Annotated in this window: 21 protein-coding genes; 15 read left to right on the plus strand and 6 right to left on the minus strand. The window is 56.1% G+C overall.

Translation table 11 applies throughout. The features are described from left to right. The first annotated feature begins 64 nt into the window (after window positions 1-64). The 5 genes from QN399_RS17780 to cysB all read left to right on the plus strand — a co-directional run bounded on the left by QN399_RS17780 (window position 65) and on the right by cysB (window position 3,991). Window positions 65-400 (plus strand): thioredoxin family protein, encoded by a 336-nt coding sequence (locus tag QN399_RS17780; protein ID WP_322179491.1) that lies wholly within the window; start codon window positions 65-67, stop codon window positions 398-400. A gap of 15 nt (window positions 401-415) precedes the next feature. Next, on the plus strand, window positions 416-1,369 hold the full coding sequence (locus QN399_RS17785; protein WP_330201329.1) for a putative 2-dehydropantoate 2-reductase: 954 nt from the start codon (window positions 416-418) through the stop codon (window positions 1,367-1,369). Window positions 1,370-1,390: 21 nt separating this feature from the next. Continuing rightward, a complete protein-coding gene (locus tag QN399_RS17790; RefSeq protein ID WP_322179489.1) occupies window positions 1,391-2,296 on the plus strand; it encodes a 5'-nucleotidase in 906 nt (301 codons plus the stop codon). Between the two features lie 95 nt (window positions 2,297-2,391). Then, window positions 2,392-2,880, plus strand: a complete 489-nt coding sequence (locus tag QN399_RS17795; protein WP_322179488.1) for a universal stress protein — start codon at window positions 2,392-2,394, stop codon at window positions 2,878-2,880. Window positions 2,881-3,016: 136 nt separating this feature from the next. Further along, on the plus strand, window positions 3,017-3,991 hold the full coding sequence (gene cysB, locus QN399_RS17800) for an HTH-type transcriptional regulator CysB (protein ID WP_219060251.1): 975 nt from the start codon (window positions 3,017-3,019) through the stop codon (window positions 3,989-3,991). Window positions 3,992-4,065: 74 nt separating this feature from the next. Here the strand turns inward: cysB and QN399_RS17805 are convergent, their stop codons facing one another. Then, window positions 4,066-4,800, minus strand: coding sequence for a phosphoadenylyl-sulfate reductase (locus tag QN399_RS17805; RefSeq protein WP_322179487.1), 735 nt, complete (start codon window positions 4,798-4,800; stop codon window positions 4,066-4,068). Window positions 4,801-4,966: 166 nt separating this feature from the next. Here QN399_RS17805 and thrH point away from each other — a divergent pair, with 166 nt between their 5' ends. Beyond that, window positions 4,967-5,584, plus strand: coding sequence for a bifunctional phosphoserine phosphatase/homoserine phosphotransferase ThrH (gene thrH / locus QN399_RS17810; RefSeq protein WP_322179486.1), 618 nt, complete (start codon window positions 4,967-4,969; stop codon window positions 5,582-5,584). 45 nt (window positions 5,585-5,629) lie between these two features. Here the strand turns inward: thrH and pabB are convergent, their stop codons facing one another. The 4 genes from pabB to QN399_RS17830 all read right to left on the minus strand — a co-directional run bounded on the left by pabB (window position 5,630) and on the right by QN399_RS17830 (window position 10,101). Then, on the minus strand, window positions 5,630-6,973 hold the full coding sequence (gene pabB, locus QN399_RS17815) for an aminodeoxychorismate synthase component I (protein ID WP_322182717.1): 1,344 nt from the start codon (window positions 6,971-6,973) through the stop codon (window positions 5,630-5,632). Window positions 6,974-7,043: 70 nt separating this feature from the next. Next, window positions 7,044-8,024, minus strand: a complete 981-nt coding sequence (locus tag QN399_RS17820) for an alpha-L-glutamate ligase-like protein (RefSeq protein ID WP_330201343.1) — start codon at window positions 8,022-8,024, stop codon at window positions 7,044-7,046. Further along, entirely contained in the window at window positions 8,024-9,559 is a 1,536-nt protein-coding gene (locus QN399_RS17825; RefSeq protein ID WP_322179485.1) for an inactive transglutaminase family protein, read from the minus strand. Before QN399_RS17825 ends, QN399_RS17820 begins: the two co-directional genes overlap by 1 nt. 5 nt (window positions 9,560-9,564) lie before the next feature. After that, window positions 9,565-10,101 carry an ATP-dependent zinc protease gene (locus QN399_RS17830; protein WP_322179484.1) on the minus strand — a complete coding sequence of 179 codons (537 nt, stop codon included), beginning with the start codon at window positions 10,099-10,101 and terminating at the stop codon, window positions 9,565-9,567. A 472-nt stretch (window positions 10,102-10,573) separates the two neighbouring features. On the opposite strand from QN399_RS17830, the gene prpD reads away from it, so the two are divergent. Then, entirely contained in the window at window positions 10,574-12,058 is a 1,485-nt protein-coding gene (gene prpD, locus QN399_RS17835; protein WP_330201330.1) for a 2-methylcitrate dehydratase, read from the plus strand. 156 nt (window positions 12,059-12,214) lie between these two features. On the opposite strand, the gene QN399_RS17840 is transcribed toward prpD, so the two are convergent. Beyond that, the gene (locus tag QN399_RS17840) at window positions 12,215-13,033 is read right to left on the minus strand and encodes a pyruvate, water dikinase regulatory protein (RefSeq protein WP_322179482.1); all 819 of its coding nucleotides are present in this window, start codon (window positions 13,031-13,033) and stop codon (window positions 12,215-12,217) included. A gap of 177 nt (window positions 13,034-13,210) precedes the next feature. On the opposite strand from QN399_RS17840, the gene ppsA reads away from it, so the two are divergent. From ppsA to sigX, 8 genes are all read left to right on the plus strand, one after another. After that, on the plus strand, window positions 13,211-15,586 hold the full coding sequence (gene ppsA, locus QN399_RS17845; RefSeq protein ID WP_322179481.1) for a phosphoenolpyruvate synthase: 2,376 nt from the start codon (window positions 13,211-13,213) through the stop codon (window positions 15,584-15,586). A gap of 101 nt (window positions 15,587-15,687) precedes the next feature. Further along, window positions 15,688-16,653 (plus strand): alpha/beta fold hydrolase, encoded by a 966-nt coding sequence (locus QN399_RS17850; RefSeq protein ID WP_322179480.1) that lies wholly within the window; start codon window positions 15,688-15,690, stop codon window positions 16,651-16,653. A gap of 124 nt (window positions 16,654-16,777) precedes the next feature. Continuing rightward, a complete protein-coding gene (locus QN399_RS17855; RefSeq protein WP_322179479.1) occupies window positions 16,778-17,077 on the plus strand; it encodes a Rieske (2Fe-2S) protein in 300 nt (99 codons plus the stop codon). A gap of 128 nt (window positions 17,078-17,205) precedes the next feature. Next, on the plus strand, window positions 17,206-17,694 hold the full coding sequence (rraA, locus tag QN399_RS17860; RefSeq protein WP_219060230.1) for a ribonuclease E activity regulator RraA: 489 nt from the start codon (window positions 17,206-17,208) through the stop codon (window positions 17,692-17,694). A gap of 12 nt (window positions 17,695-17,706) precedes the next feature. Continuing rightward, window positions 17,707-18,702 carry a zinc transporter ZntB gene (locus tag QN399_RS17865; RefSeq protein ID WP_322179478.1) on the plus strand — a complete coding sequence of 332 codons (996 nt, stop codon included), beginning with the start codon at window positions 17,707-17,709 and terminating at the stop codon, window positions 18,700-18,702. Between the two features lie 87 nt (window positions 18,703-18,789). Beyond that, the gene (locus tag QN399_RS17870) at window positions 18,790-19,038 is read left to right on the plus strand and encodes a CrfX protein (RefSeq protein WP_322179477.1); all 249 of its coding nucleotides are present in this window, start codon (window positions 18,790-18,792) and stop codon (window positions 19,036-19,038) included. 2 nt (window positions 19,039-19,040) lie between these two features. Further along, window positions 19,041-19,865 (plus strand): mechanosensitive ion channel domain-containing protein, encoded by an 825-nt coding sequence (locus tag QN399_RS17875; RefSeq protein WP_219060226.1) that lies wholly within the window; start codon window positions 19,041-19,043, stop codon window positions 19,863-19,865. A 90-nt stretch (window positions 19,866-19,955) separates the two neighbouring features. Then, window positions 19,956-20,546 (plus strand): RNA polymerase sigma factor SigX, encoded by a 591-nt coding sequence (gene sigX, locus QN399_RS17880; protein ID WP_322179476.1) that lies wholly within the window; start codon window positions 19,956-19,958, stop codon window positions 20,544-20,546. Window positions 20,547-20,600: the final 54 nt, after the last annotated feature.

Below are 20,600 nucleotides of genomic sequence, written 5' to 3' on the forward strand. Positions count from 1 at the left end.
AAGAGGAATTTACAAGCAGGCCCGTCGAGACGGATAGTGTACGGCCATCTTCAGGAAGTCTTTTGTGAATGAATTGGAACTGACCGACTTCGATGTGGATCAGCGTTTGCTGACGTTGCCGGGCACCTCGCTGGTCATTTTTACCAGCATCGGATGTGCCAGCTGTCGTTGGGCCAGGCAAGTGTTGCCTAGCCTCGATCTGCCTGTCGAGCGTGTGTGCTGGATTGACGCTGCTGAAAATGGGGGCGTGGTTCAGCGTTATCAGGTGTTCCATCTGCCAGCGTTGTTTGTGGTGCGTGACGGTGAATTCTATGGGGCCTTGCATGCTCGGCTGACGTTGTCCGAGCTCAGCGCTGGCTTGAATCGGGTGTTGAGTGTTGATGCTGAAGAGTTGCCATGACGGGGAGTTGCGAGGGTGAGTAAAGCAAAACGGGTACGGATCGGAATTATAGGCACCGGTGCAATTGGCGGTTTTTACGGTTTGATGCTGGCACGTGCCGGCTTTGATGTGCATTTTCTGTTGCGCAGCGAGTTTGCCTCAGTTGCACACAATGGCCTGCATCTGGACAGTGCCGTTCATGGCGCTCTGACCTTGAATCCGGTGCAGGCTTATTCCTCGGCTGCGGATATGCCGCCTTGCGATTGGTTGCTGGTCGGTACTAAAACCACCAGTAATGCGGACCTTGCACCGATCATCACCCAGGCTGCAGCGCCTGGCGCTAAAGTGCTGTTGCTGCAAAATGGTCTGGGCGTCGAGGACGATCTGCAGCCATTGTTGCCAGCGTCGCTGCACCTGTTGGGTGGTTTGTGCTTTGTCTGTGTCCACCGAACTGCGCCGGGGGTTATCACGCATCAGGCGTTGGGTGCGGTAAATCTCGGGTACCACAGCGGTCCGGCAACTGACGCGGTGTCTCGGTTGAGCATCACCGAGGAGGGGGCTGAGCTGTTTCGCAAGGCCGGGCTGGAATCCCAGGCGACGCCCAGCTTGTCTCAGGCGCGCTGGCAGAAATTGGTGTGGAATGTTCCGTATAACGGTCTGTCCGTGCTGCTGAGGGCGAGCACCACACCATTAATGGGCGACGCGAATAGCCGCGAGTTGATTCAGGCAGTCATGAGCGAAGTGGTGCAGGGGGCTCGGGCATGTGGGCACGCCTTGCCCGAGGGGTACGCTGAACATCTGTTTGCCGTGACAGAAAAAATGCCGGATTACAGGCCGAGCATGTACCTTGATTTTCTGGAAAAACGACCCTTGGAGTTGGATGCTATCTATGCCAAGCCATTGGCGGCAGCGCTGAAATCCGGGCATGACATGCCGAAAATTCGCGCGTTGTACCAAGCATTGGCCTTCATCGATACGCGTAACGGCTGATACAGCCAGGCAGGGTGATATATGGCTACGGGTCTAGGTAAAAAATTGGTCCTGGCGATTTCTTCGCGAGCTTTGTTCGATCTGCGCGAAAGCCATGCGGTGTACGAGGCTGATGGCGTGGCGGCGTATCGCCAATACCAGATCGAGCATGAGGAAGAGATCCTTGAGCAGGGCGATGCGTACCTGTTGGTGGAGAAACTCCTTAGCCTCAATGCCAGGCTTGAGGCGTCGCGGGTCGAAGTCATCCTGGTTTCGCGCAACAGCGCCGACACGGGGCTGCGGGTATTCAATTCGATTCAGCATTATGGCCTGGACATCACGCGTGCTGCCTTCGTCGGCGGACGCAGCCCTTATCCGTATCTGGCGGCGTTTGGCTGTCATTTGTTTCTCTCGACCCACGCCGAGGATGTACGCAGCGCGCTGGATGCCGGCTTTGCCGCGGCGACGATTCTGTCGGGCGGTGCACGCCGTGCAGCCAGCGCCGAATTGCGTATCGCGTTTGATGGCGACGCGGTGCTGTTTTCCGATGAGTCCGAGCGGGTCTATCAATCCGACGGGCTGGAGGCGTTTCAGGCCAGTGAGCGTGAGTCAGCGCGCGAGCCGTTACGTGGGGGGCCGTTCAAGCCCTTTCTTGCCGCGCTGAACCTGTTGCAGCGCGAGTTTCCCGAGGACGCTTGCCCAATCCGTACCGCACTGGTTACCGCGCGCTCTGCGCCCGCGCATGAGCGGGTGATTCGCACATTGCGAGAATGGAATATTCGTCTGGACGAGTCATTGTTTCTGGGTGGTCTGGAGAAATCGGCGTTTCTTGAAGCCTTCGCCGCCGATGTGTTTTTTGACGATCAGCCTGGGCATTGTGAAAAGGCGCGTGATGTCGTCGCAACGGGGCATGTGCCGCATGGCATCAGCAATGAAGTAAAGCCTTGAGCCTTTGTTTTCTCGTGAGATAGCGGCCGCCGCAGTCGTCAAGGCGCTGCTAAGCTGAGTCAATCTCCGCCACTATTGGCAATCGAGGAGGTCGTATGATTCGTTCAATGCTGTATGCCACTGACCTCGGTCTTTATGCGCCTTATGTCCTGCAACATGCCTTGGCGCTGGCGCGAACCTTCAATGCCGAGCTGAATGTGATTCATGCGGTTGAGCCGATAGGGTTGTTCGCCGAGTCTGTTTTGCAGAGCTATCTTGATGAGGATACGTTGAAAGAGTTGCACAACCAGGGCTTGAACACCGTCATGGAAACGATTGAACAGCGCGTTCTGAATGGCTTTCGAGATGAGTTAGGCGAAAGTCATCAGGATCTCGCGTTGATTCGCACGGTGCGGGTGATGCAGGGGGATCCTTCCAGTGTGATCCTCGAGCAAGCGCAAAAGCTGGCCGTCGATTTGTTGATCGTCGGCAGTCACAGCCATGGCACAGAAGGCGATACGCCGCTGGGCCGTACCGTCGCCAGGGTTCTGCAATTGTCGGAGGTTCCGGTCTACATGGTACCCATGCATCGAGGGCGCGAATAAGTCTATGTGTCGCTGAAATTGAGCGTGCCATTGCTCTGTAAAAGTGATAAAAAGTTCTAGATTTATCAGTCTAACCATTAATATAGTTATATACCGTCGCTGATGACCGTGGCGTCTACTGCTTTGAGGGATACATATGAAGCTTCAACAATTGCGCTACATCTGGGAAGTGGCGCACCACGACCTCAACGTTTCCGCTACGGCTCAGAGCCTGTATACCTCGCAGCCAGGGATCAGCAAGCAGATCCGCTTGCTTGAAGACGAGCTGGGCGTCGAAGTGTTTGCCCGTAGCGGCAAACACCTGACCCGGGTCACGCCGGCCGGTGAAAGAATCATTACTACCGCTGGCGAGATCCTGCGCAAAGTCGAGAGCATCAAGCAGATCGCCCAGGAGTTTTCCAACGAGAAGAAAGGCACGTTGTCGATTGCTACCACCCACACCCAGGCGCGTTATGCTCTGCCGCCAGTGATCAGCAGCTTCATCAAACAATACCCGGACGTCGCGCTGCACATGCATCAGGGCTCGCCGATGCAGATCGCCGAAATGGCGGCGGATGGTACTGTGGACTTCGCTATCGCGACTGAAGCGCTGGAGTTGTTCGGTGATCTGGTGATGATGCCGTGCTACCGCTGGAACCGTTGCGTCGTTGTGCCGCAAGGTCATCCGCTGACCAAGGTGCCAAAACTGACGTTGGAAGTACTGGCCGAATACCCCATCGTGACCTATGTCTTTGGTTTTACTGGCCGGTCAAAGCTGGACGAAGCGTTCAGCCACCGTGGCCTGACCCCGAAAGTGGTGTTTACTGCCGCCGATGCGGACGTGATAAAAACCTACGTCCGTCTGGGCCTGGGTGTCGGTATCGTGGCAAAAATGGCAGTAGACGCCAAGCTCGACAGCGATCTGGTGGTGCTTGATGCCAGCGAGCTGTTCGAAGCGAGCATCACCAAGATCGGTTTCCGTCGCGGTACCTTCCTGCGCGGTTTCATGTGCGACTTCATCGAGAAGTTCGCACCGCATCTGACCCGCGAAGTGATGGCCAAAGCCATCCAGTGTCACAACAAGCAAGAGCTCGAAGAATTGTTCGAGGGTGTCGAGTTGCCAGTTCACTGATTGCGATCAAGACGGTGTGCCTGGCACACCGCATCAAACCCTTCGCGAATAAATTGGCGAAGGCGGCGCAAGTCTTACACCTTGGCGATCAGATTTCCTGAGTGCAGTCCGCACTCTTTCTGCGTAGATTCTTCCCACCACCAACGGCCTTCGCGTTCGTGCTGGTTCGGCAGCACAGGACGCGTGCAAGGCTCGCAGCCGATGCTGATGAAGCCACGCTCATGCAAGGTGTTGTAAGGCAACTCCAGCATGCGGATATAACCCCAGATCTCTTCGCTGGTCATCTGCGCCAACGGGTTGAATTTGTACAGCGTGCGCTCAGGGGTGGAAAAGGCGTTGTCTATTTCCAGGGCGGCAACTTCGCTGCGGGTGCTAGGGCTCTGATCCCTGCGTTGACCGGTAGCCCAGGCTTTGACCTCTGCCAGTTTACGGCGCAACGGCTGGATTTTGCGGATACCGCAGCATTCGCCATGGCCATCCTTGTAGAAACTGAACAGTCCCTTTTCTTTGACGAAAGGTTCGAGCACGCGCTGATCCGGCGAAATCAGCTCGATATCAATTTTGTAATGCTCACGCGTCTGTTCGATGAACCGATAGGTTTCCGGGTGCAGACGACCGGTGTCGAGGCTGAACACTTTAACGTTTTTGTTCAGCTTCCAGGCCATGTCTACCAGCACTACATCTTCGGCACCGCTGAATGAGATCCATAACTCATCGCCGAAATGCTCGAAGGCCAGCTTCAGAATGTCCTGTGCAGATTTGTTTGCGTAAGTCGCTGCAAGTTCGGCGACGTTGAAGGGTTGGCTCATCAGGCGGCTTCCTAACAGGTATGGCGCTTCGCGCTCGTAATAGGTGTGATAGTAACAAAATCTTTTGGGTAATTGCCGGTTGGCGTCGGTGCTGCACTGCTGGAAATAATTGATCAGACGACCTAAAGTGCCGCTTCTTTTTTGAAGTCCCCTCTAGGAGTGTTCTGTGGAAATTGCCTGTCTCGACCTGGAAGGCGTGCTGGTCCCGGAGATCTGGATCGCCTTTGCTGAAAAAACCGGTATCGAATCGCTGAGGGCGACCACCCGGGATATTCCCGATTACGACGTACTGATGAAGCAGCGTCTGCGGATTCTCGATGAGCACGGCTTGAAGCTTTCCGATATTCAGGAGGTGATCGCGACCCTCAGCCCACTGGACGGCGCCATCGAATTCGTCAACTGGCTGCGCGAGCGTTTCCAGGTGGTGATTCTGTCGGACACCTTCTACGAGTTTTCACAGCCACTGATGCGGCAGCTGGGCTTCCCGACCTTGCTCTGCCATCGTCTGATCACCGACGAGACGGACCGTGTCGCCACCTATCAGCTGCGTCAGAAAGACCCGAAGCGTCAGTCGGTTTTGGCTTTCAAGAGTTTGTACTATCGCGTCATTGCAGCCGGTGATTCGTACAACGACACCACCATGCTCGGTGAAGCTGACGCGGGTATCCTCTTCCATGCGCCGGAAAACGTGATCCGCGAATTCCCGCAGTTTCCAGCGGTACACACCTTCGAGGACCTGAAGAAGGAATTCCTCAAGGCGTCGAGCCGTGAATTGAGTCTGTAAGGTTGAACCCGCAGCGCGTTGGCCGCAAAGGCCAGCGCGCTACGCTTAAAGAGCCTGCAACGTATCGAGCAGCACCCGCACCTTGGTGATTGACTCTTGGTATTCGGCTTCACACTCCGAGTCGGCGACAATGCCGCCACCGCCCCAGCATGAAACCCGTCCATCCTTGATCAGCAGGCTGCGAATGGCGATGGAGCTGTCCATCTCGCCGCGCACATCCAGATATATCAATGAGCCGCAGTACAGCGCCCGACGCGAGGGTTCCAGCTCGTCGATAATCTGCATCGCTCGAATTTTCGGCGCGCCAGTGATCGAGCCTCCGGGAAAGCTGCCGGCGATCAGGTCCAGCGAATCCTTATCCGCAGCCAGTTCCCCCGTCACGCTGCTCACCAGGTGATGCACGTTCGGGTAACTTTCCAGGCTGAACAGTTCCGGGACTGTCACCGAGCCAGTCTTGCAGCTACGGCCCAGATCATTTCGCAGCAAATCGACGATCATCAGGTTTTCTGCGCGGTCCTTGGGGCTGCTCAGTAACTCGGCGGCATAGGCGGCATCTTGCGTCGTGTCCTTGCTGCGAGGGCGGGTGCCTTTGATCGGGCGTGTTTCCACTTGGCGGTTACTGACCCGCACAAAACGCTCCGGGGACAGGCTCAGCACGGTGTTGTTATCAGGCAAGGTCATGTAGCCGGAAAAGGGCGTCGGGCACGCCCTGCGCAAGGCGCAGTAAGCCGCCCAAGGGTCACCTTGGCAATCGGCCTGGAAGCGCTGGGAAAAATTGACTTGATAACAGTCGCCGGACTGGATGTAGGCCTGAATGCGCATAAACGCGCGGCGGTAATCACGTTCAGTCAGGTCGGCTTTGAAGGCGCCGATCAGTTTGAAGGTCGCCGAATCGGCGGCAGACGCTTGTGAAAACAGCGTGAGCAGGCGCTGCCGTTCGCTGTCGGGTAATGCGGGATGGAATACCAATTGACTGGTGCCTTGCTGGTGATCACTGATCATCGCCCAGGCATAAACACCGAAGCGCGCATCAGGCAGTTGCAGATCATCGATGGCGTGGGCGGGCAGAGGCTCCAGACGCCGACCAAAATCGTAACTAAGGTAGCCGATCAGTCCTCCTGCAAATGGCAGCGGGTATTCTTCAGGCAGTTGCGCGGTGCCTAGTTGATCAAGACTCTGGCGCAGGCGTTGGAGGAAGTCGCTGCCGGTTTCGTCATGTTGGACCCATAACTGTTCAGTCGGCCAGGCGCTTAGTAGATCGAATCGCCCGCGTTCAGCGCTGGGTCTGCCGCTATCGAGCAGCACGGCCCCCGGTGCATGGCGAACCCTCGAGAAATACTCGGCGGGGTTGGGATGGTAGGGCAGAGGGTGTACAGAGCAGGTCGGCATTCGAAACAAATCAGTGTCGGCGTGAGGGCGAGGATTGTAATCCTCAGAGGGTTCGACTCCTAGCGGGAAGTCAGGAAACCACGGGGACATGCCCAAACAGCTCTTGCACGAAACGCACCCTCTCTTCCGGGGTTTCCTGCTCGCCGTTAAGTGCCAACTGTTCAAGGCGAGCCTCGACGGCATGAGCCCGATGGGTCAAGCCGCAGTCATTGGCGATCTGGATATTCAGGCCGGGGCGGGCATTGAGTTCAAGAATCAGCGGGCCTTTCTCCTGGTCCAGGACCATGTCGACGCCGATGTAGCCCAGCCCGCACAGCTCATAACAGCCAGCGGCGAGTGTCATGAAGCCGTCCCAGTTCGGCAATTGCACGCCGTCCACAGCGTTGGTGGTGTCCGGGTGTTTACTGATGATGGTGTTCAGCCAGGTGCCGCGTAAGGTCAGGCCAGTGGCGAGGTCGACCCCGACGCCGATAGCGCCCTGGTGCAGGTTGGCCTTGCCGCTGGATTGACGTGTTGGCAAGCGCAGCATGGCCATGATCGGGTAGCCCATCAGCACGATGACGCGGATGTCGGGCACGCCTTCATAGCTGATGCTCTTGAAGATCTGGTCCGGCGTGACCCGGTATTCGATCAGCGCACGATCACGGTGCCCGCCCAGTGAATACAGACCGGTAAGGATGCTGGAGACTTGATGTTCGATTTCTTCGTGGCTGATGATTCTGCCCGAGACCGTGCGAAACCGGTCTTCGAAGCGGTCAGCGATCACCAGAATTCCGTCGCCACCCGCACCTTGCGCCGGCTTGATCACGAAGTCGTTGCGCCCGCCGATGATCTCGTCGAGCTTTTCGATTTCTTTTTCAGTGGAAATGACCCCGTACATCTCCGGCACATGGATACCGGCCAGGATCGCACGCTCTTTGGTGATGATTTTGTCATCGACGATCGGGTACAGGCTGCGCTTGTTGTACTTGAGTACGTAATCTGCGTTGCGCCGGTTGATACCCATGATGCCCTTGGCTTCCAGGGCCTTCCAGGTCTTCCAGAAGCCGATCATTTTGGCTCGTCCTTGAGGAACGCCTTGAAGCGCATCAGTTCGGTCAGGCGGTAGCCGCGATAACGTCCCATCGCCAGCATGAAGCCCACGAGAATCAGCAACACGGCGGGGAAGGTAAAGACGAAGTAAGTCAGTTCCGGCACGCTCATGATGAGGTGTGCCAGAGACGCTGCGAACAGGGTGCCAATGGCGACTTTCATCGCATGACCGCTGCCACGCTCTTCCCAGGTGATCGACAGCCGCTCGATGGTCATGGTCAGAATCACCATCGGGAACAGCGCCACTGACAAGCCACGTTCAAGGCCAAGCTTGTGGCTGAACAGGCTGATGGCCGCAATCAGTACCACGACGAAGGTCAGCACCACCGACAATCGCGGCAGCATTTGCAGCTTCAAATGCTCAAGATAGGAGCGTAATGACAGGCCGAGCGCGGTGATGATCGTGAACAGCACGATACCAAAGCCCAGCTGTGTCTCTCGGAACGCCAGGGCGATCAGCACCGGGGTAAAGGTGCCGAGGGTCTCCAGGCCAATCAGGTTACGCAGGATCAGGATCACCAGCACGCCAATCGGGATCATCACCATGATCATGAACGTCTGCTGGGTTTGTAGCGGCAGCCCGTAGAGCGAGTACCCAAGGAAGTGGTCGTCGGTGTTTGCGTCGGTCAGCTTGGCCAGGCGGATCGCGTTCATTTCACTGTTGTTGAGGGTGAAGTTCACCGTGGCTTTTTTTCCGCCTTCGACACTCACCAGGTTCTCATCGCCGATCCACCACGTCAGCCGATCTGTCGGCAGGCCTTGTTCGCCGTTGTCCGGGTTGAAGTACAACCAGTCTTTGCCGTTGAAACTGCGCAGCCACAACTCGGGGGTCTGAGGTTGATCGGTCGTCAGGCGTATGGTGTGCAGTTTTTCGACCGGTACGTGGGCAATGGACAGCAATAACTCAATGATTCTTGCCTTGTTCGAGGTCGACGTGTCACCCGCCAACAGCAGCTTTACGTTGTCGTCGCTGAGGTTGTTGACCCGCTTGATGGCTTCGGTAACAAAGGTTTCGATGTCCGCCGAGTGCTGGCGGATAGGTTCGAGCAGGGCTTCGGCGGCAATTTTTTCCGCGCCTTCAATGGCGATGCTGTCACGGAAAACCGAGCCTTTGATCTTGGGTTTATCGCCGCTGTAGCGTTTGGTCAGTACCAGGCGGTAGTAAAGTGTCTGGTTGCCGGTGGCGCGTCGGGCCGACCAGGTGACTTTGCGGTTGCCGTCGACGCGGTTGACGCTTACACCGTAATTGTTGGAGATGAAACTCTCGTTGAGGCTGACGTAGTCGTGGCTCAGGGGCGGTACGAACATCTGGATCTTGACTGGGTCTTTGGTGTTGGCGACGAACTCGACTTTGGCGTCGATGTTCCACAAGTCGTCCGTTTCATCCTCGGTCACTGGAATGCCGAGAACGAAAATCTGATACGCCGTGATCGCTATCCCCAGTGTCACCAGGACAGCAATCAGGATTTTCAGATGGAGGGTAATCGAGCGCATGGGTATTACTCTGCGGTATGAGCGTCGGTGGCACAGGCAGGCTTGCCCGCTGCGTATTTAAGACTCGGATCGACCAGCGCATCAAAGCGTTTGAGTGCTTCGGAACCTATCAAAAGCGGGTATTGGAATGCACTTCGGTCAGTCAAGTTCACTTCGATGCTGCGAATAGCAGTACCCATGCACACATCCAGGCTGATGACCGGGCGCGCGGTGTACTTTTTTTCATCGTCAGGGTCGTAATCGCCGGCGCGGCGCTTGATCTTGCTGACCCGTGCCAATGGTCGCTCGATCGGATGTGCGTGGGCATCGTCGATGGCCAGGTAGAAGCGCACCCAGGTTTCGCCATTGCGTTTGAAGCGCTTGATGTCGCGGGCGCTGAGGGAGGCGGTTTTGGCGCCGGTGTCGAGTTTTGCCGCGACTTGCAGATCGATGTCGGAGAGTGTGGCGTATTCGTTAAGGCCATACACAGTCTTGTCAGCCGCAGCACTTACACCGGGTAAAAGGAATAAACAGAATAATGTGGGGAAGGGCTTGAGTCTCATAAATCCTGGCGCGGTGAAAGGACTATCTTCGGGGCGAGGGCGGTTTTCACATAGCGCGCAAGCTTCCTCGTGCGCCTGACATACAGGTAGACGGGCATTGGTACCGGTTCCAGTCGACAGAGGCGCGCGGCATTCTAGCATGAAGGTTTTGCGCCGTGAGGATAGTAAGCAGCCTTCAAACGCTGTGGGAAACGTCCTTGTTGATGACGCGTCAAAAGCAGCGCTCATCAGGCAATTGTCGACAATGTTGTGTTTTTAATTGACTGATCTACCCTTTATGGCTAGCTTTTATCGGGAAGATGTTGACAGTGTGCTGCGTCTTATAGAAGTCACGAGTCTCATATGAGACGATTTTCAGGCCCTGCCCGAGAGCGTGTTACGACGTATTCAATGGACCATCGCGCAACGCCGTTTTGTACCCGTTGAGCTGCGTTAATCAATCCTCCTATTTATAGAGAGAGTCGAAAACACCATGAGTGCCAACGTTGATCTGAACAATCGTCCGGACTACGACAAGGTCTTGCAAGATATCGCTGACTACGTCCTGAACTTCGAGATCGAGTCCAGGGAAGTGCTGGACACTGCGCGCAACTGCCTGATGGATACCCTGGGCTGTGGCCTTTTGGCACTGCGATTCCCTGAGTGCACCAAGCATCTTGGCCCAATCGTCGAAGGGACTATTGTGCCGTTCGGTGCACGTGTTCCTGGTACCCGTTTCAGTCTTGACCCGGTAAAAGCGGCTTGGGACATTGGTTGCATTGTGCGCTGGCTTGATTACAACGACACATGGCTGGCCGCTGAGTGGGGTCACCCGTCCGATAACCTCGGCGGCATTCTCGCCGTGGCGGACCATCTGTCGCAAAAGCGCGTCGCCAACGGTGATGCTCCGTTGACCGTGCGTGCCGTGCTTGAATCGATGATCATGGCTCATGAAATCCAGGGTGTTATTGCGCTGGAGAACTCGTTCAATCGCGTCGGTCTTGACCACGTATTGTTGGTGAAAGTGGCATCGACGGCTGTCACCGCCAAGCTGATGGGTGCTAACCGCGAACAGCTGCTGGCTGCGCTGTCTCATGCGTTCGTTGATGGTCAGGCGTTGCGTACTTATCGTCATGCGCCGAATGCCGGCTCTCGTAAGTCCTGGGCTGCGGGCGACGCCTCAAGCCGTGGCGTGCGTCTGGCCGATATCGCCATGCGCGGCGAGATGGGTATTCCTGGCGTGCTGAGTGCGCCGCAGTGGGGCTTCTACGACGTATTGTTTAGCCACACCAACAAGGATCTGGCGCTCAAGCCAGAGGGCAAGCGTGAGTTCGCCCTCTCTCAGGCATACGGCACATATGTGATGGAGAATGTGCTGTTCAAAATAAGCTTTCCTGCTGAATTCCACGCGCAAACTGCGTGTGAAGCCGCTGTAACCCTGCATCCGCAGGTCAGGGATCGCCTGCACGAGATCGAGAAAATCGTCATCACGACCCACGAGTCGGCTATTCGGATCATTTCCAAGCAAGGTAAACTGGCCAACGCGGCAGATCGCGATCACTGCATTCAATACATGACGGCGGTGCCGCTGGCGTTTGGTAACCTGGTTGCCGAGCAGTACGAAGACGACTTCCACGCCGCTCATCCGATCATTGACGAGCTGCGCGAGAAGATGGTGATTGTGGAAGACGCGCGCTATACCCGTGAATACCTGGAGGCCGACAAGCGCTCCATCGCCAATGCGATTCAAGTGTTCTTCACGGATGGTTCCAGCACCGAACAGGTTGTGGTCGAGTACCCGATTGGTCACCGTCGTCGTCGCGTCGAAGGTATTCCGTTGCTCGAAGACAAGTTCAAGGCCAACCTGGCAACCAGATTCACCGCCCAGCGCACCAGCGAAATCTTCGCCCTGTGCAAGAATCAGGCGAAGCTGGAAGCTACGCCGGTCAACCGTTTTGTTGATTTGTTCGTGATTTGAAATGACGGCTGAAATCTGAAACTGTAGGGGCTGACTTGTCTGCGATAAGGGCCGAAGGTCCTTCGTGCGGTGGTTAATCCAGCCATTTGCGAGCGCTTCGGTCGGACGCGACCCGGACCGATTCGCAGACAAGGCAGCTCCTACAGGGTTCACGCATTACTTGAACCGTCGCTCGACGCCTTTTTCTACGAGGATTTTTGCTGAAATCTCTTCAACCGAAAAGTGCGTGGAGTTGATGTGCGGAATGTTTTCACGGCGGAGGAGGCTTTCTACTTCGCGGACTTCGAACTCGCACTGGGCATAGCTGGAGTAGCGGCTATTGGGTTTGCGTTCGTTGCGAATCGCCGTCAATCGATCCGGATCAATGGTCAGGCCGAACAGTTTGTTTCGATGCTGCTTGAGCGCAGCCGGTAATTGCAAATGCTCCATGTCGTCTTCGGTCAACGGGTAGTTGGCCGCACGAATGCCGAATTGCATGGCCATGTATAGACAAGTTGGCGTTTTGCCACAGCGCGAGACGCCCACCAGGATAAGGTCGGCTTTGTCGTAGTAGTGCGTACGGGCGCCGTCGTCATTGTCGAGCGCGAAGTTAACCGCCTCGATCCGCTCCATGTAGTTGGAGTTGTGCCCGATAGAGTGGGATTTACCGACTGAATACGAGGAGTGTGAACTAAGCTCCAGCTCCAGCGGGGCGAGAAAGGTTGAGAAGATATCGATCATGAAGCCGTTTGAGGTCGCCAGGATTTCGCGAATTTCCTGGTTGACGATGGTGTCGAAAATGATCGGTCGTAGTTCATCCTTATCGGCGGCGCTGTTGATTTGTTGTACCATAGCGCGCGCCTTTTCCACGTTATCGATGTACGGTCGCGTGAACTTATTGAACGTGATGTTTTCGAATTGCGCTAACAGGCTTTGGCCGAGTGTCTCGGCTGTGATGCCAGTGCCGTCGGAGATGAAGAAAGCAGATCGTTTCATTTGCGCCGTGGGCCTTAAGCTGGTGACGAATCTTGGATATGATAGGCCCGCTTGCGGACCTTGATGGCCAGCATTCTCACTTATTTTCCAGGTCCAGGCCACAAACGCTCGGAACCGCTCTTAATAGATGTTTCAGCGCCCTGAGCTTTTCCCAACACAGTTAGTGGAGAGATCACCTTGGTAGAGTACGTAGTTTCCCTCGATAAGCTCGGCGTCCATGATGTGGAGCACGTGGGGGGCAAGAACGCATCCCTCGGCGAGATGATCAGTAACCTCGCGGGCGCCGGTGTTTCGGTCCCCGGTGGCTTTGCCACTACGGCTCAAGCGTATCGTGATTTTCTTGAGTTGAGCGGTTTGAACGATCAGATCCATGCCGCCCTTGATGCGCTTGACGTCGATGATGTCAACGCTCTGGCCAAGACGGGTGCGCAAATCCGCGCCTGGATCATGGAGGCCGAGTTTCCCGAAAAACTCAACGCTGAAATTCGTACGGCGTTCGCCGAGCTGTCGGCCGGCAACCCGAACCTGGCTGTTGCCGTGCGTTCTTCGGCCACCGCTGAAGACTTGCCCGACGCATCGTTCGCCGGCCAGCAAGAAACCTTCCTTAATATTCGCGGTGTCGAAAACGTCATCCGCGCAGCAAAGGAAGTGTTCGCCTCGCTGTTCAATGACCGCGCTATTTCCTATCGTGTGCACCAAGGCTTCGATCACAAACTGGTCGCTCTGTCTGCAGGTGTGCAGCGCATGGTTCGCTCGGAAACCGGCACTGCCGGCGTGATGTTCACGCTGGATACCGAATCCGGTTTCCGTGACGTGGTGTTTATCACAGGCGCCTATGGCCTGGGTGAAACAGTGGTTCAGGGCGCGGTCAACCCTGACGAGTTCTACGTTCACAAAAATACCCTTGCAGCCGGTCGCCCAGCGATTCTGCGCCGCAACCTGGGCAGCAAAGCCATCAAAATGATTTACGGCGACGAAGCCAAGGCTGGTAGATCGGTCAAGGTTATCGACGTAGAGCCGGCTGATCGTGCGCGCTTCTGCCTGACCGACGCCGAAGTCAGCGAACTGGCCAAGCAGGCAATGATTATCGAGCAGCACTACAAGTGCCCGATGGACATCGAATGGGCCAAAGACGGTGATGATGGCAAGCTTTACATCGTTCAGGCCCGCCCTGAAACCGTGAAAAGCCGTACGTCGTCCAACGTTATGGAGCGCTACCTGCTCAAGGAAACCGGCACTGTGCTGGTGGAAGGTCGCGCTATCGGTCAGCGCATCGGCGCTGGCAAAGTACGGATCATCAAAGATGTATCCGAGATGGACAAAGTGCAGCCGGGCGATGTGTTGGTTTCCGACATGACCGACCCGGACTGGGAGCCGGTGATGAAGCGCGCCAGCGCCATCGTCACTAACCGTGGTGGACGTACCTGTCACGCGGCAATCATCGCTCGCGAGCTGGGTATCCCGGCCGTGGTCGGTTGCGGCAACGCCACCGAAGTGTTGCAAGAAGGGCAGGGCGTGACCGTTTCCTGTGCCGAAGGCGATACCGGCTACATTTTCGAGGGCGAACTGGGCTTCGACATCAAGAAGAACTCGGTCGATGCCATGCCTGATCTGCCGTTCAAGATCATGATGAACGTCGGTAACCCTGATCGCGCGTTCGATTTTGCCCAGTTGCCCAATGCCGGTGTCGGCCTGGCGCGTCTGGAGTTCATCATCAACCGGATGATCGGCGTGCACCCCAAGGCGCTGCTGAACTACGCCGGTCTGCCGCAAGACATCAAGGCCAGTGTCGACAAGCGTATCGCTGGCTACGACGACCCGGTCGGCTTCTACGTAGAGAAACTGGTTGAAGGTATCAGCACTTTGGCAGCGGCGTTCACGCCGAAAAAAGTCATCGTGCGCCTGTCGGACTTCAAGTCCAACGAATACGCCAACCTGATCGGCGGCAAGCTGTACGAGCCGGAAGAAGAAAACCCGATGCTGGGTTTCCGCGGTGCTTCGCGTTACATCAGCGAAAACTTCCGTGACTGTTTCGAGCTCGAATGCCGCGCCCTCAAGCGTGTGCGCAATGAGATGGGCCTGACCAACGTCGAAATCATGGTGCCGTTCGTGCGCACCCTGGGCGAAGCCAGTCAGGTCATCGATCTGCTCGCGGCCAACGGTCTGGTCCGTGGCGAGAACGGTTTGCGCATCATCATGATGTGCGAGTTGCCTTCCAACGCGATCCTGGCCGAGGAGTTCCTTGAATTCTTCGACGGCTTCTCGATTGGTTCCAACGACCTGACTCAGCTGACCCTGGGCCTGGATCGCGACTCAGGGATCATTGCTCACCTGTTCGACGAGCGTAACCCTGCTGTCAAAAAGCTCCTGTCGAACGCAATCCAGGCGTGCAACAAGGCTGGTAAGTACATCGGTATTTGCGGTCAGGGTCCTTCGGATCACCCTGATCTGGCCAAGTGGCTGATGGAGCAAGGCATCGAAAGTGTTTCATTGAACCCTGACTCCGTGCTGGAAACCTGGTTCTTCCTGGCGGAAGCTCAGGCGCCGGTCTGATGTGATGAGTGAGGCGTCGGCTTGCTTTGGCAGGTCGGCGCTTCGTCGCGTTTTCTTGGGCGGTTTTCTCAAAGAAACCGCCTTTTTTGTGCAAGAGCAATATGCAAAGCAGCAGCAATCTCTTTCCTGTGGCCTTGATCAGCGCCGAACGCCGTGGCGATCTGATTGAGGACGTGTACCGTTTGAAACCCGCCAACAGCCCGGACATCAGTGTCGAACTGGCCGTGACCCGTCTCGGACTGGCCGAACAGCCCGATACGCGGGGCATTCCAGTGGTCCTGCTACACGGTAGTTTCTCCAATCGACGCTTCTGGTATTCACCCAAAGGCATTGGCCTGGGCGCGTATTTGGCGCGCGCGGGTTTCGATGTGTGGATTCCGGAAATGCGCGGGCATGGTCTGTCTTCGCGCAATCAAGCTTACCGGCACAACCGTGTGGCCGATTACGCGCGCTATGACCTGCCGGCAATTGGCGCCTTTGTGCGAGAGCAAAGTGGGCAGCCCCCGCACTGGATTGGCCACTCGCTGGGCGGTATCACGCTCGCGGCGGCGCTTGGTGGGCATTACCTTGACTCGGAGGGCGTGGCCTCGGTTGCGCTGTTCGGCAGTCAGATCAGTCGTACGTATTGGCCGTTGAAGATCCCGCCAGTTGAGTGGGGCGGGCGCCTGTTGCTCAAGCGCTTCAGGCATATCTCCGGCTCGCGCTTGAAGCGAGGGCCCGAAGATGAGCCTATTGGGCTGGCATTGGAAAGCATGCGTTGGTATGGGCTTTTCCGTCGCTTTGGCGATGCCGAGCGAGATTGGTGGGCGGGGTTGAGCGAGGTCCGAGTGCCGGTGCTCGCGGTTGCCGCCACTGGGGATGATCAAGACCCCGTATGGGCTTGTCGTAAGCTGTACGAGCAGTTCGGTTCAGAGCGACGCCAGTTTGTCTGCCTCGGTCGTGATCAGGGCTTTGCCGAAGACTTTGGCCATGTCGAAATGCTCGTCAGCAGAGGCGCGCAAACGCAAGTATGGCCGTTAGTAGCGGGCTGGTTGCGGGATCCGTCTGTGCCTCTGACCGAGCAGTAACACCCACGGTTTGGCGATGAAGCGCTGATACAGAGCGGTCGGGCAGTTTCGCTAAAGTAGCGTTGCGGCTAAGCTATGACGCATTAAACTGTTTCAGCCATTTTCGCTTTCCGGGCCTGCATTTATGTTCGTGCCACTTGAGCGCCTGATCAATTTGAATGAAGGCTACCGGCGAACCTTCAAAGTCGCTGGGCGAGATATGTTGTTGATGGTCGTCGATAACCTGCCCCTGCTGCTCGAGGACAGCTGTCCGCATCAAGGCGCGCCCTTGCACAGCGGGACCCTTGTGGGTACGGTCTTGCGATGCAAGCGTCATGGTATTGAGTTCCAATTACCGAGCGGGCGTCCCTTGCAGGCGTCATGCCCGGGCCTGAAGTTTTTTACCCTGACCTATGAAGGTGATCGAATTGGTATCGATGTCTAGCTGCGCCAGCGTGCCCACGGCTTAACACAGGCATCTGCATGACGTTTTTCTAAAGAGCCATTGATTTGAAACGGTCAAATGTCTCGCAACACCTCAGATCCTCTTTTTTTAATGATAGGAGTTCACCCATGCATTACCTCACCCCCGATTTGTGCGATGCCTACCCGGAACTGGTGCAGGTCGTTGAGCCGATGTTCAGCAATTTTGGTGGCCGCGATTCCTTTGGTGGTGAAATCGTCACCATCAAGTGTTTCGAGGACAACTCGTTGGTCAAAGAGCAGGTCGATCTCGACGGTAAGGGTAAAGTGTTGGTAGTCGACGGCGGTGGCTCGCTGCGCAAGGCGTTGCTGGGTGACATGCTCGCCGAAAAAGCTTCAAGGAATGGCTGGGAAGGCCTGGTGATTTACGGTTGCATCCGCGACGTCGACGTCATCGCGCAAACCGATCTGGGCGTGCAGGCACTGGCCAGCCACCCAATGAAAACCGACAAGCGCGGTATCGGCGACCTTAACGTGGCGGTGACATTCGCGGGTGTGACCTTCCGTCCGGGCGAGTACGTATACGCTGACAATAATGGCGTGATCATCTCCCCAAGCCCTTTGAAGATGCCGGAATAAACAGGACACCCAATGTTCGACGAAGCAAACGCGCAATGGGGGCTGGTACATGCCTTGGTGCTGGATGGTAAAGGCGGGGCGCGTTTCATCGCTCGAACCGAACTGGATGACCTTCAAATGCAGCCAGACGAAAGTGTCTGGCTGCACTGGGATCGCGGTCATCCGCAAACCCAGACCTGGTTGCGCTCCTCCAGCGGGCTGAGCGAGTTCAGCTGTGACCTGCTGCTTGAAGAGAACACACGGCCGCGTTTGGTGCCATTGCCCAACGCCGAGTTGCTGCTGTTTCTGCGTGGGGTCAACCTCAATCCGGGTGCCGAGCCCGAGGATATGGTGTCGGTACGCATCTTTGCTGCGGCGCAACAGGTTATCTCTCTGCGTTTGCGTCCCTTGCGAGCCACCGATGAGCTGATCGAACACCTGAATCAAGGCAACGGTCCAAAAAACACCTCTGAATTGATCCTTTATCTCGCTCAATACCTCACGGATAAGGTCCAGACGCTGGTCAGTGAACTGTCGGAATTGGTCGACGAAGAGGAAGAAAAGATAGATGCCGACGAACGGTACGCTTCCGATCATGGTGACATGTTGCATATCCGTCGACGTGCTGCCGGTCTGCGCCGTTTTTTGGCGCCGCAACGCGAGATTTACGCGCAATTGACTCGCAACAAATTGCCTTGGTTTGCCCATGATGATGCGAGTTACTGGAATGAACTTAACAACAGTTTGATCCGCTACCTGGAAGAGCTGGAATTGACTCGTGAGCGTGTCGGCCTGGTCCTTGAGTCCGAGGACCGACGGATGCGCGAGGGCATGAACCGGGTGATGTATCGCTTCGGTATCATCACCGGGATTTTCCTGCCGATGAGCTTTCTGACCGGTTTGCTGGGCGTCAACGTGGGAGGCATGCCTGGTGCGAGCAATCCATACGGGTTTCTGATTGCTTGCTCGATAATGGCGGCAGTGGGGCTTGGCCAGTGGTGGTTGTTCCGTCGCTTGCGCTGGGTATAGAGATGAAGGCTTTTTGCTACTAAATGACCCATTTGTGACTCGGTCGATTCTTGTCGCGTCTTTCAGTGACATTGCGTGAGGTTACCTATGCACGATCCATTCGAACAATCACTGCGCGACATGCTTAACTCTTCATCCTCCAGTCGGGATGACGATGCTTGCTTGGGCCGTGTTTTGAAAACTGCCAACCGTCAGGTAGGTGCAGGGGATTTGTTCAGTTTGCTCGGCCGCTGGTCGCAAGCACTGATGATCGGCCTCAACAACGGTTCGGCGCATATAGCACCTGTTTCGCGTAGCACGCTTTCCTCTGCTCGCCCTGCTGATAAGGCTGATTGAACATGGAATTGAACCTCTGGACGCAGAGCCTTGTGACCGCCATGACTGTGTTGTGGACCAAAGTTGCAAACTTTATTCCGAACCTGTTCGGCGCCCTCATTGTGGTGCTGCTGGGCTTTGTTGTTGCCAAATTACTCGACACGCTGCTGTCTAAATTGCTCGCCAAGCTGGGTCTGGATCGCCTAATGGGCGGCACCGGGTTGACCAAGTTGATTGCGCGGGCGGGTGTTCAGGTACCGATTTCGACCCTGGTCGGCAAAATCGTCTATTGGTTCGTGTTACTGATTTTTCTTGTGTCAGCCGCTGAATCCCTTGGGTTGGAACGCGTATCTGCGACCCTGGACATGTTGGCCCTGTACCTGCCGAAGGTATTTGGCGCGGCATTGGTGCTGCTTGTGGGCGTACTGCTGGCGCAATTAGCCAATGGCCTGGTGCGTGGCGCGGCTGAAGGCGTAGGCCTCGACTATTCTGCTGGCCTTGGGCGCATCGCTCAAGGGCTGGTCATTATCATTAGTATTTCAGTCGCAATCAGCCAGTTAGAGGTCAAAACAGACCTGCTTAACCACGTGATTGTGATCGGTTTGATTACCGTTGGTCTGGCCGTTGCGTTGGCAATGGGGCTTGGAAGTCGTGAAATCGCCGGACAGATTCTGGCGGGAATTTATGTGCGGGAGTTGTATCAGGTTGGGCAACAAGTGCGTGTGGGCGAGGTCGAAGGGCAGATCGAAGAAATTGGCACGGTGAAAACAACCTTGCTGACCGATGAGGGAGAGTTGGTGTCATTGTCCAACCGAATCCTCCTCGAGCAGCGAGTGAGCAGCCGCTAACACGGCGAATCCTGCTAATGTATGCCGCCACCAAATTGCCGGAAACATCGGCAGTGGCGGACATTGACCTGACTGTCGGCACGACTTGTTTTGAATAAACCCCAATCGCTGTCCATGCGCTACGACCCCCGCGAACTCTCCGATGAGGAGTTGGTGGCGCGGGCGCACGTCGAGCTGTTTCATGTGACGCGCGCATACGAAGAGTTGATGCGGCGCTACCAAAGGACCCTTTTTAACGTGTGCGCGCGTTATTTAGGGAACGATCGCGATGCTGACGATGTCTGTCAGGAAGTGATGCTGAAAGTGTTGTACGGGCTGAAAAATTTCGAAGGTAAGTCGAAGTTCAAGACCTGGCTCTACAGCATCACTTACAACGAATGCATTACGCAGTACCGAAAGGAACGGCGGAAGCGTCGCTTGATGGACGCGTTGAGCCTGGACCCACTTGAGGAGGCGGCTGAAGAGAAGGCGCCTACTCCTGAAGAACGGGGCAGCCTTGATCGTTGGCTTGTGTATGTGAACCCGATTGATCGGGAGATTTTGGTGCTACGCTTTGTCGCAGAGCTGGAATTTCAGGAGATCGCGGATATTATGTACATGGGCTTGAGCGCCACAAAAATGCGCTATAAACGGGCTCTTGATAAACTACGTGAGAAATTTGCAGGCATGACTGAAACTTAAGTCGTGGCAAATATCTCTAACGTGCTGGTAAGTTCTGATAGACTTGCCGACGAG

The organism is Pseudomonas sp. 10C3 (assembly GCF_036346185.1).
GTDB lineage: Bacteria > Pseudomonadota > Gammaproteobacteria > Pseudomonadales > Pseudomonadaceae > Aquipseudomonas.

Excerpts from the sequence above, each read along its gene's own strand:
- QN399_RS17790 (WP_322179489.1), top strand. The coding sequence starts at position 1,391 with ATGGCTACGGGTCTAGGTAAAAAATTGGTCCTGGCGATTTCTTCGCGA.
- QN399_RS17795 (WP_322179488.1), top strand. The coding sequence starts at position 2,392 with ATGATTCGTTCAATGCTGTATGCCACTGACCTCGGTCTTTATGCGCCT.
- prpD (WP_330201330.1), top strand. The coding sequence starts at position 10,574 with ATGAGTGCCAACGTTGATCTGAACAATCGTCCGGACTACGACAAGGTC.
- pabB (WP_322182717.1), bottom strand. The coding sequence starts at position 6,973 with ATGCCGACCTGCTCTGTACACCCTCTGCCCTACCATCCCAACCCCGCC.
- QN399_RS17855 (WP_322179479.1), top strand. The coding sequence starts at position 16,778 with ATGTTCGTGCCACTTGAGCGCCTGATCAATTTGAATGAAGGCTACCGG.
- QN399_RS17870 (WP_322179477.1), top strand. The coding sequence starts at position 18,790 with ATGCACGATCCATTCGAACAATCACTGCGCGACATGCTTAACTCTTCA.
- QN399_RS17850 (WP_322179480.1), top strand. The coding sequence starts at position 15,688 with ATGCAAAGCAGCAGCAATCTCTTTCCTGTGGCCTTGATCAGCGCCGAA.
- rraA (WP_219060230.1), top strand. The coding sequence starts at position 17,206 with ATGCATTACCTCACCCCCGATTTGTGCGATGCCTACCCGGAACTGGTG.
- QN399_RS17830 (WP_322179484.1), bottom strand. The coding sequence starts at position 10,101 with ATGAGACTCAAGCCCTTCCCCACATTATTCTGTTTATTCCTTTTACCC.
- QN399_RS17865 (WP_322179478.1), top strand. The coding sequence starts at position 17,707 with ATGTTCGACGAAGCAAACGCGCAATGGGGGCTGGTACATGCCTTGGTG.
- QN399_RS17825 (WP_322179485.1), bottom strand. The coding sequence starts at position 9,559 with ATGCGCTCGATTACCCTCCATCTGAAAATCCTGATTGCTGTCCTGGTG.
- QN399_RS17840 (WP_322179482.1), bottom strand. The coding sequence starts at position 13,033 with ATGAAACGATCTGCTTTCTTCATCTCCGACGGCACTGGCATCACAGCC.
- QN399_RS17805 (WP_322179487.1), bottom strand. The coding sequence starts at position 4,800 with ATGAGCCAACCCTTCAACGTCGCCGAACTTGCAGCGACTTACGCAAAC.
- cysB (WP_219060251.1), top strand. The coding sequence starts at position 3,017 with ATGAAGCTTCAACAATTGCGCTACATCTGGGAAGTGGCGCACCACGAC.
- QN399_RS17875 (WP_219060226.1), top strand. The coding sequence starts at position 19,041 with ATGGAATTGAACCTCTGGACGCAGAGCCTTGTGACCGCCATGACTGTG.